This window comes from Kribbella sp. (genome assembly GCF_035655035.1).
Lineage (GTDB): Bacteria > Actinomycetota > Actinomycetes > Propionibacteriales > Kribbellaceae > Kribbella.
Window position 1 is genome coordinate 1 of the sequence record NZ_DASRVN010000787.1, and the last position, 8,410, is coordinate 8,410.

The 8,410-nt window shown below is 68.3% G+C and carries 7 protein-coding genes, 1 tRNA gene and 3 pseudogenes; 7 read left to right on the top strand and 4 right to left on the bottom strand.

The window, feature by feature from the left end:
• A pseudogene (locus tag VFF46_RS39925) lies at positions 1 to 269 on the bottom strand (site-specific integrase); the annotation flags it as partial.
• Between the two features lie 206 nt (positions 270 to 475).
• Here VFF46_RS39925 and VFF46_RS39930 point away from each other — a divergent pair.
• From VFF46_RS39930 to VFF46_RS39945, 4 genes are all read left to right on the top strand, one after another.
• A tRNA-Arg gene (locus VFF46_RS39930) sits at positions 476 to 583 on the top strand.
• A 239-nt stretch (positions 584 to 822) separates the two neighbouring features.
• On the top strand, positions 823 to 2,439 hold the full coding sequence (locus VFF46_RS39935; protein ID WP_325042485.1) for an ABC-F family ATP-binding cassette domain-containing protein: 1,617 nt from the start codon (positions 823 to 825) through the stop codon (positions 2,437 to 2,439).
• Between the two features lie 170 nt (positions 2,440 to 2,609).
• Complete coding sequence (gene dnaN, locus VFF46_RS39940) at positions 2,610 to 3,743, top strand: DNA polymerase III subunit beta (protein ID WP_325042486.1); 1,134 nt, start codon at positions 2,610 to 2,612, stop codon at positions 3,741 to 3,743.
• Positions 3,744 to 3,867: 124 nt separating this feature from the next.
• Positions 3,868 to 4,923, top strand: coding sequence for an acyltransferase (locus VFF46_RS39945; protein ID WP_325042487.1), 1,056 nt, complete (start codon positions 3,868 to 3,870; stop codon positions 4,921 to 4,923).
• Here the strand turns inward: VFF46_RS39945 and VFF46_RS39950 are convergent.
• Positions 4,905 to 5,672: an alpha/beta hydrolase gene (locus VFF46_RS39950; protein ID WP_325042488.1), complete on the bottom strand. Its 768-nt coding sequence runs from the start codon at positions 5,670 to 5,672 to the stop codon at positions 4,905 to 4,907. The genes VFF46_RS39945 and VFF46_RS39950 overlap by 19 nt on opposite strands.
• A gap of 233 nt (positions 5,673 to 5,905) precedes the next feature.
• Here VFF46_RS39950 and VFF46_RS39955 point away from each other — a divergent pair, with 233 nt between their 5' ends.
• Positions 5,906 to 6,655, top strand: a complete 750-nt coding sequence (locus VFF46_RS39955; RefSeq protein WP_325042489.1) for a GntR family transcriptional regulator — start codon at positions 5,906 to 5,908, stop codon at positions 6,653 to 6,655.
• On the opposite strand, the gene VFF46_RS39960 is transcribed toward VFF46_RS39955, so the two are convergent.
• Entirely contained in the window at positions 6,648 to 7,136 is a 489-nt protein-coding gene (locus VFF46_RS39960; RefSeq protein WP_325042490.1) for a GNAT family N-acetyltransferase, read from the bottom strand. The two genes, VFF46_RS39955 and VFF46_RS39960, sit on opposite strands and share 8 nt — an antisense overlap.
• Before the next feature lie 354 nt (positions 7,137 to 7,490).
• Positions 7,491 to 7,895 carry a hypothetical protein gene (locus tag VFF46_RS39965; RefSeq protein ID WP_325042491.1) on the bottom strand — a complete coding sequence of 135 codons (405 nt, stop codon included), beginning with the start codon at positions 7,893 to 7,895 and terminating at the stop codon, positions 7,491 to 7,493.
• Here VFF46_RS39965 and VFF46_RS39970 point away from each other — a divergent pair.
• Both VFF46_RS39970 and VFF46_RS39975 read left to right on the top strand, forming a co-directional pair.
• Positions 7,873 to 8,199 (top strand): annotated as a pseudogene (locus VFF46_RS39970) (succinate--CoA ligase subunit beta); the annotation flags it as partial. The gene VFF46_RS39965 and the pseudogene VFF46_RS39970 overlap by 23 nt on opposite strands.
• A gap of 1 nt (position 8,200) precedes the next feature.
• A pseudogene (locus tag VFF46_RS39975) lies at positions 8,201 to 8,410 on the top strand (succinate--CoA ligase subunit alpha); the annotation flags it as partial.

Consider the following 8,410-nt stretch of genomic DNA (forward strand, 5'->3'; position numbering starts at 1 on the left):
CGCCGCATCTCGGCGTACAGGCTGTCAAGCACCTCGGCATCCTGGATCTCGGTGAGAGGCAGGTGGCCTAGATAGGGCTTGATGTGATTGCGGTACTTCGAGAGGTACTCGTGGCGAGTTGCTGTCGCAAGATCCGCGACCTCGAAGTAGCGGGTGAACAGCTGATCGACCGTTGCCCGGGTCTTAGGGTTGCGGCGCTCATCAACCTGATTCAAGAGCTTGGTACGCCACTCCTCGGCGATCTTCTCCTGTCGCGGCCCAGGCTTCACGGTCTCAGTCAGGTACAGCCGACGCCCACTCACCTTGTCCTTGCCCGCCTAGACCTTCACCCGCAGAGACCCGGATGGAAGCGGCTCGATCTCGCCGCGATCCCTCTTCGCGGGTGCGTTTGATGCCCTGGCCATGCCACTCAGGATACCTGACTACGTGGGGCCATTCGTGGTGCGAACTAGAGTCAAATCAAGGGGTTTGAGGCGGTTCAGGGGGCCAAGATCGTCAGCAGCTATTACGACTGAAACAACCTGGGGAGGAGGAGTACAACAGACTTCTAATCTGTGGGTCGCAGGTTCGAATCCTGCCGGGGGCGCTGCCGGCCTCGCCGTGATTGTGACTGCAATCACATGCTACGGTTGAGGCGTGGAGATCGAGGTCGACAGAATCTAGCCGCCGGACCGCCGGTGGCATCGACCTCTCTCACTGGTCCGCCCGAAGGGGCGTCGACCTGGTCTGCCCGGTGGCTCCGGATCGTGCCGGTCCTGTACCCGGGTCCGTGCTGTCTGCACGCGACCCCGATCCCTGAAAGCAGACAGAGCCATGTCTTCCATGTCTTCGAAATCCGGAATCACCCTTCGCGACCTCACCTTCGAATGGCCGGACGGCGCCGTCGCGCTGGCCGGCGTGAGCGGCACCATCAGCGCCGGGCGCACCGGCCTGATCGGCCGCAACGGCGCCGGCAAGTCGACGCTGCTCCGGCTGATCGCCGGCGTACTGCGCCCGACGGCCGGCCACATCGACATCGCCGGTGAGGTCGGGTACCTGCCGCAGACGCTGACGCTGCGCCGGGACGCCACGGTCGCCGAGCTGCTCGGGATCGACGCGATCGTCGCCGCGATCCGGGCGATCGAGGCGGGCGACGCCGACGAGCGGCACTTCGACACGATCGGCGACGACTGGGACATCGAGGCCCGGGCCGGCGAGGCGCTGGACCAGCTCGGGTTCTCGGCCGCCGACCTCGACCGCCGCGTCGCGGAGGTGTCCGGCGGTGAGGCGATGCTGATCGCGATCACCGGCCTGCGCGTCCGCCGTACGCCGATCACGTTGCTGGACGAGCCGACGAACAACCTGGACCGGCCGACGCGGGCCAAGCTGGCCGAGTTCGTGGATCAGTGGCCGGGGACGCTCGTCGTCGTCAGCCACGACCTCGAACTGCTGGAACACATGGAGAACACCACCGAGCTGTACGGCGGGGCCCTCGACACGTACGGCGGTCCGTACAGCGCCTGGAAGGAGCACCGGGAGCAGGAACACGCGGCCGCCGTCCAGGCCGCTCGCACCGCGCAACAGACGCTCAAGGTCGAGAAGCGGCAGCGGGTCGAGGCAGAGACCAAGCTGGCACGCCGTGAGCGCACCGCGAAGAAGACACAGCAGCAGGGTGGTATCCCGAAGATCCTGGCAGGCAACCGTGCCAGCAAGGCGCAGGCCTCAGCAGGTGCCATGCGCTCCACGCTCGACGACAAGGTGCAGGCCGCACAGGCGGCTGTCGACGCGGCAGACGCCCGCATACGACAGGAGGAGCACATCCACCTCGTACTGCCGGACCCCGACGTACCGCGAGGCCGACGGATCGCTGAGCTGTACGACGAGGACCGCACGATCGTGCTGCAAGGCCCTGAACGCGTAGCTCTCGTGGGAGCCAACGGCAGCGGTAAGTCGACGCTGATCGATCACCTGGTCCAAGGTGTCGCCGCAACACCTGGCCGACCGCACGGGCGGCTGCTGACCGATCTGGTCGGCTACCTCCCTCAGCGGCTGGACGGGCTCGACGATGACGCCAGTGCGATGGCAAACGTGCAAGCGGTCGCTCCTGGACTGGCAACGGGCACCATCCGCAACCAGCTCGCCCGGCTGTTGCTACGAGGTGACAGTCCGGACAGGCCGGTGCACACGCTGTCCGGTGGTGAGCGTTTCCGGGTCTCGTTGGCACGGCTGCTACTGGCCGAGCCACCTGCACAGCTGCTGGTTCTGGACGAGCCCACGAACAACCTGGACATCGCCAGCGTCGAGCAGCTCGCGGAAGCGCTCGACGCGTATCGTGGCGCGCTCCTCGTCGTCAGTCACGACTTGGCGTTCCTGGAGCGCGTCCGCGTCGACACCGTCCTGGAGCTCGACAGCGACGGGCGTATGCGTCAGCGCCGCGACCTGCTCTCAGGGGGTTTCTAGCGCCTACTCGGGCAATCCGGAGCGGTCGTTCGTCTTACCTCTACTCGTGGGAAGGACGGACACGGGTCCTGAGCCGTGGAGGGGCGAACCGGGTCGAGCGGATCCGCCTCGGTTGAAGAATTGTCGGTGGCGCCTGATTGGCTGGTTCCTCTCGATGGGGAGGAGCTGGAATGAAGGTTCGGGTCGGGCGGGACGTGCTCGCCGAGGCGGTCGGCTGGGTGGCTCGCGGGCTGCCGAGCCGGCCGAGTGTGCCGATTCTCGCCGGGATGGTGGTCGACGCGGCGGACGGCCGGGTGACGTTGTCCGGGTTCGACTACGAGAGCTCGGCGCAGGTCAGCGTGCCGGCGGAGGTGGCCGACGAGGGGCGGGTGCTGGTCTCCGGCCGGTTGCTGTCGGACATCTGCCGGAGCATGCCGCGGGACACGGTGGAGCTGAGCGCGGAGACCGCGCGGGTCCAGGTGAACAGCGGAGCCGCCCGGTTCGTCCTTCATACCCTGCCGCTCGACGAGTATCCGCCGCTGCCGGAGATCCCGGCGGCGAGCGGTGTCGTCGACGGCGACACGTTCCAGCGTGCGGTGGCGCAGGTGATCAGCGCGGCCGGGCGCGACGACACGCTGCCGGTGTTCACCGGGATCCGGCTGGAGATCCGTGGGTCGGCGATCTCGCTGCTCGCCACCGACCGGTACCGGCTGGCCCTGCGGACGTTCGAGTGGCAACCGGCCGACGCCGGCCTGGAGTCGAACGTGCTGGTCCCGGCGAAGCTGCTGCTCGACGTCGCGAAGGCGGTGGCCGGCCACGAGGTCACGCTCTCGCTCGGTTCGACCCGCACAGGGGACGGGTTGATCGGGTTCGAGGGCGGCGGCCGGCATGCGACCAGCCGGCTGATCGACGGCGAGTTCCCGAAGGTCCGCGGCCTGATCCCGGCCGCGGGCGCGATCACGTCGACGGTCACCGTGCAGACCGCCGCGCTCGTCGAGGCGGTGAAGCGGGTCGCGCTGGTCGCGGAGCGGTCGGCGCCGGTGCGGCTCACGTTCGCCGACGGTGCAGCGACGCTCGACGCGGGCAACGGCGAGGAGGCACAGGCCTCGGAGTCGGTCGAGGTCACGCTCACGGGCGACCCGGTGGTGACCGGCTTCAACGCCGGCTACCTGCTCGACGGCCTGGCCTCACTCGGTACGCCGTTCGCGCACTTCGCGTTCACCCACCCGATCAAGCCGTCCAACCTGACCGGCCTGCACTCCGCCGAGGACGCGCCGACCGGCGACTCCGCCTACATCCTGATGCCGATGCGCCTGCCAACCTGACGCGAGACTGCAAGCCTTGGCCGCCTCGTCATCCTCAGGTCGCACCCCGGGATCGTGCCGAGGGGTGACGTTCGGCAGGTTCCGCCTCGGCAGACTGGTGCGCGTTCCCGAGGAGAGGACGGCTGTGGAACCCACGCGGGGCAGGCTCCACGAGATCGACCTACTGCGGATCTGCGCCGCGGTGGCAGTGATGACGTACCACTACCTGTTCTCGGCGTACGCCGGTGGGCTGAGCGGACTGCGGTTCCCGCACGCAGATCTGGTGGCCCGGTACGGGTATCTCGGCGTCGATCTGTTCTTCACGATCAGCGGGTTCGTCGTACTGCTCAGCGCGTGGAACCGCAGTCCGCGGTCGTTCGTGGTCTCGCGGGCGGTCCGGCTGTACCCGGCGTACTGGGTGGCGGTCACTCTGACCACGCTGGTGTCGGTCGGCTTCAGCCAGGGGCGGTTCCCGGTCTCGGTGCCGCAGTACCTGGCGAATCTCACGATGTTCAACTCGCTGCCGAACATCCAGAACATCGATGTCGTCTACTGGACGCTGTGGGCCGAGCTCCGGTTCTACGCGATGATCCTGGTGCTGACCTGGATCGGGATCACCGCGCGCCGGGTGACGATCTTCTGCTGGGCGTGGCTGGCGGCGACCTTCGTGTTCCAGGCCGGACTGTTGCCGCACGCAACCGATCTGGTGCTGAACACGCAGTTCGCGCACTACTTCATCGCCGGGATGGCGCTCTGCCTGATCCACCGGTACGGGCCGTCGCCGCAGACGCTGGCAATCGTCGCGATCGCGCTCGGCAACGCGATCTACCGCGGGATCGGGTTCGCCGACCGGGTCGGGATCCGGTACCACACCGAGTTCCACCGGCCGGTCGTGGTCGCGATCATCGTGGCGATCTTCGCGATCATGCTGGCGGTCGCGCTGAAGCTGACGTACCGGCTGGGCCGGCCGTGGTTCGCTGTGCTCGGCGCGCTCACCTACCCGCTGTACCTGGTCCACGCGCACATCGGCTTCATCATCTTCGAGCGGCTCGGCGACCAGGTGAATCACGTCCTCCTGGTCGCCGCCACCATGCTGCTGATGGTCGGTGTCGCGGCCGTTCTGCACTACGGCGTGGAACGGCCGCTCGCACCGCGTCTGAAGCGTCTCCTGACCAGACCAGCTCAGCTAGTGCCGAAGTAGTCCGTCAACACGGCAGCCAGTGTTTCAGGCGGCACGGTGTGGAACGTGCCGTCACGACCTTCCGCTGTGCCCTGCGGCAACGCTGCAGTCGTCTCGCGTACAGACCGCTGCAACCACTCCGGGCTGGCGTTGCTGTAGAGCCCTAGCGTCGGTACCTCGATCGACGCGAGCAGCTCCACCGGTACGGCGCTGTCCCGCATCTGCAGCGCGTCGTACACCAGTGTCGGCGCCATAGCCTCCAGCGCGGCCCACATGGGTGTCTGGCGGATCTGTTCAACCACCTCCCGCGGCTGGCCGACGGCCTCCACCATGAACAGCTCAGCCGCGCCACCCGGGTTCCCAGCGGCCACGTACTCCTGCAGCCTCTCCACGTACCGCTCAGGCGCCGGCGGGGCGCCCTCAACCCGGAAGGGCGGTTCTACGACCGCCTGCCTCTCGAACGGCAGCCCTGCCTGCAGCAGCACCATGCACCCCGACGAGAACGCACAGGCGTACTGCGCACCGGTGGCAGACCGTACTGCGTCCAGGTCCTCCCACTCGCACTCCACGGCGTACGGCGTGGTGTCGCCGGAGTCACCGCGACCACGCCGGTCGTACGCGATCACCGTGAAACTCGACGACAGCGCCTGGGCGTACTCGGCGAAGTACGCACGGCCGGCGAACGCGCCGGCCACCAGCACCAGTCCAGGGCCGCTGCCGGTCACGTCGTACGCGATCTCGGTGCCGTCCTTCGAAACGACCTTCTCCATCAGCTCACTCCTCTCTCTGACAATCCGTCGAACGGGCTGCGCCGAAGGAGACAGGGTGTGATCCAGTTCACACTGGCGCTGCGATCTTCCCGGGGAGAGACGGTCTCACTACAGTTGGATTATGTATACGGACGACTGCACACCGCATCCGGGGGCTGATGCTGCTCCGCCAGGTCATGGCACTTAGTAGACTGTCTACCAAGTGCCATCACTGTAGGACCGGAAGGGACCTCATGACGACGATCAGTGCGGGGCCAGGGGCGGGCGCGGAACCGGCAGGCGCACGGCACGTCAAGCGGCCGCAGCCGCTGCGCGAGTCGGTGTACGAGGCCCTCACCGAGATGATCATCGACGGCACCCTGGAGCGCGGCCGGCACCTGGTCGAGGTCGAGCTCGCCGAGCTGCTCGGCGTCTCCCGCCAGCCGGTCCGCGAGGCCCTGCAACGGCTGAACAACGAAGGCTGGGTGGACCTGCGCCCCGGGTTCGGCGCGATGGTGCACGTACCCGCCGAGGACGAGGTCGACCAACTGCTCGCGGCCCGCGCCGCGCTCGAGTCCGAGTCCGCGCGGCTCGCGGCCCGGCACGCGTCCAAGGAGGACGTCGCCAAGCTCCGCGACCTGTGCAAGGTCGGCACGGCGTACCAGGAGGCCGGCGACATCGACGGCACCGTGCGGACGAACGGCGAGCTGCACAGCCTGATCACCGAGATGTCCGGCAACCGCTTCCTCGTCGACTTCGCCGCCCAGGTCGACCGCCGCGTCCGCTGGTACTACACGCCGGTGGCCCCCGTTCGCGGCGCCGCGTCCTGGCGCGAGCACAACCGCCTCGTCAAGGCCATCAGCGAAGGCGACGAGGACAAGGCCGCCCAGATCATGCGCGAGCACACCGAACACACCCGCAAGGCGTACCACGACCTCCAGGCCGCGCAGCCTGCGCCCGACCCGGCCGAAGCCGCCCCGAAGCGCCGCCGCCGTACTAGCTGATCCGGACCTGGTACGCGACGGACCGCTCGGTGAGCCGGAAGCCGTAGCGAAGGTACAGCTCCTGAGCGCGCGTCGGACTCTCCCCGTCGACAGTGAGATGTACGTCGCGCCCACGGCAACGGGCGAGCATCGAAGACAGCAGCGCCGAACCGACGCCACGCCCGCGCCAGGCCGGCACGGTACCGATCGGACCTAGCTCGACGCTGCGATCCCCCTTGGCGAGTACGAACCCCGCAACGCTGCCGTCCGGCGCGAGGGCCAGGACGGACCGATCGGCCGGGCCGTCCCAGGACTCCGCGGGTTCGACCAGGCGCTGATCGCGGTACGCCGACGCGTACGCGCGGCTGAACTCGGCGCGCGGGACGTCCGCCAACTCGCCGTACCGCAGCGGAGCGGGCAGCTCAGACTCCGACGGCCGGGTGGTCCCGTCGTGGGTCATGGTCCACACCGGATACGCCCACACGAAGCGCGGGTCGTCCACGGATTCCCCCTCGGGCAACGAGATCTGCAAAACCCTCAGCCCCGCAACGGAACGAGCCAGCTCCACCAGCCGCGCCGCCACCTCACCACGCCCGTCGCGCGGCCACCAGGCGCCATACCCTCTCCCCAGCCCGCGCCTCGGCGGCAGAACCGCGACGGCGGCACCCTCACTCAGCTCGACCCGCCAGCTCCCCAGAAACTCCACCACCTGAGCGGGCCGAACCCCATCCCCCACCAGCCGAGCAAGTACCTCGGCATCCCGAGCCGTCGCACACCGCCACTCACTGTCCATCACCACAGCATTCCCCAGGGGACCCGCTTTCTGCCCGCACCCGGCCCGGGTGCGGGCGACAAGCTAGTGCTTGGTGGCCAGTCGGGCGTAGCGGTTGTGGTTGAGGATGTGGGGCCACCAGAAGCGGGCTATCTGGTCGTGCATCCAGAGGAAGCCGATCGCGAACCCCATGCTGATCAGCGCCCCGAACACCAAGAACTTCCAAGGCTCCAGCGGCAACCCCGGCGTACCAGTGACCAGCCAGACCGTCGTGATCGCGTGCACCAGCAGGGCGAGCGGAAACGCGATCACCCAGTAGACCGCGGCCGGGGCGAACACCCCGGCCGGGACTTTGCGCAGGGCAACGAGTACGGCGTACCCGGAGCCGAACAGGATCAGTGGTACGCCGAGACCGAGGCCGCTGAGGATCGACCAGCCGGCGGGCCGGCCGGCGAACGCGGCCAGTCCGCCGGCCAACTTCCTCGACATCGGCGGCGCGAGCGCCGAGGTGATGGCGAACGGGCTTGGCATCATCCTGTCCGACCCGCAGGTACGCAGCGTGTTCGTGAACGTTTTCGGCGGCATCACCGCCTGTGACGAGGTCGCGAACGGCATCGTGCGGGCCCTCGCCGTCCTCGGCAAGCAGGCCGACAAACCGCTGATTGTCAGGCTCGACGGGAACAACGTCGACGAAGGCCGCAAGATCCTTGCCCGGGCCAACCATCCGCTGGTGACCGTGGTCGGCACCATGGACGGCGCCGCCGAACTGGCTGCCCAGAAGGGAGCGTTGTGAGATGGCGATCTTCCTGACCGAGAAGAGCCGGATCCTCGTCCAGGGAATGACCGGGGCCGAGGGCAAGAAACACACCAGCCGGATGCTTGCCGCGGGCACCACTGTGGTCGGCGGTGTGACGCCGGGCAAGGGCGGGCAGTCCGTGGACTTCGCGAAGTGCTCGGTCCCGGTGTACGGGTCGTGCGCGGAGGCGGTACGGGCGACGGACGCC

Coding starts and splice junctions, on each gene's coding strand:
- VFF46_RS39935 (WP_325042485.1), top strand. CDS start 823: ATGTCTTCGAAATCCGGAATCACCCTTCGCGACCTCACCTTCGAATGG.
- VFF46_RS39965 (WP_325042491.1), bottom strand. CDS start 7,895: ATGTCGAGGAAGTTGGCCGGCGGACTGGCCGCGTTCGCCGGCCGGCCC.
- VFF46_RS39950 (WP_325042488.1), bottom strand. CDS start 5,672: ATGGAGAAGGTCGTTTCGAAGGACGGCACCGAGATCGCGTACGACGTG.
- dnaN (WP_325042486.1), top strand. CDS start 2,610: ATGAAGGTTCGGGTCGGGCGGGACGTGCTCGCCGAGGCGGTCGGCTGG.
- VFF46_RS39955 (WP_325042489.1), top strand. CDS start 5,906: ATGACGACGATCAGTGCGGGGCCAGGGGCGGGCGCGGAACCGGCAGGC.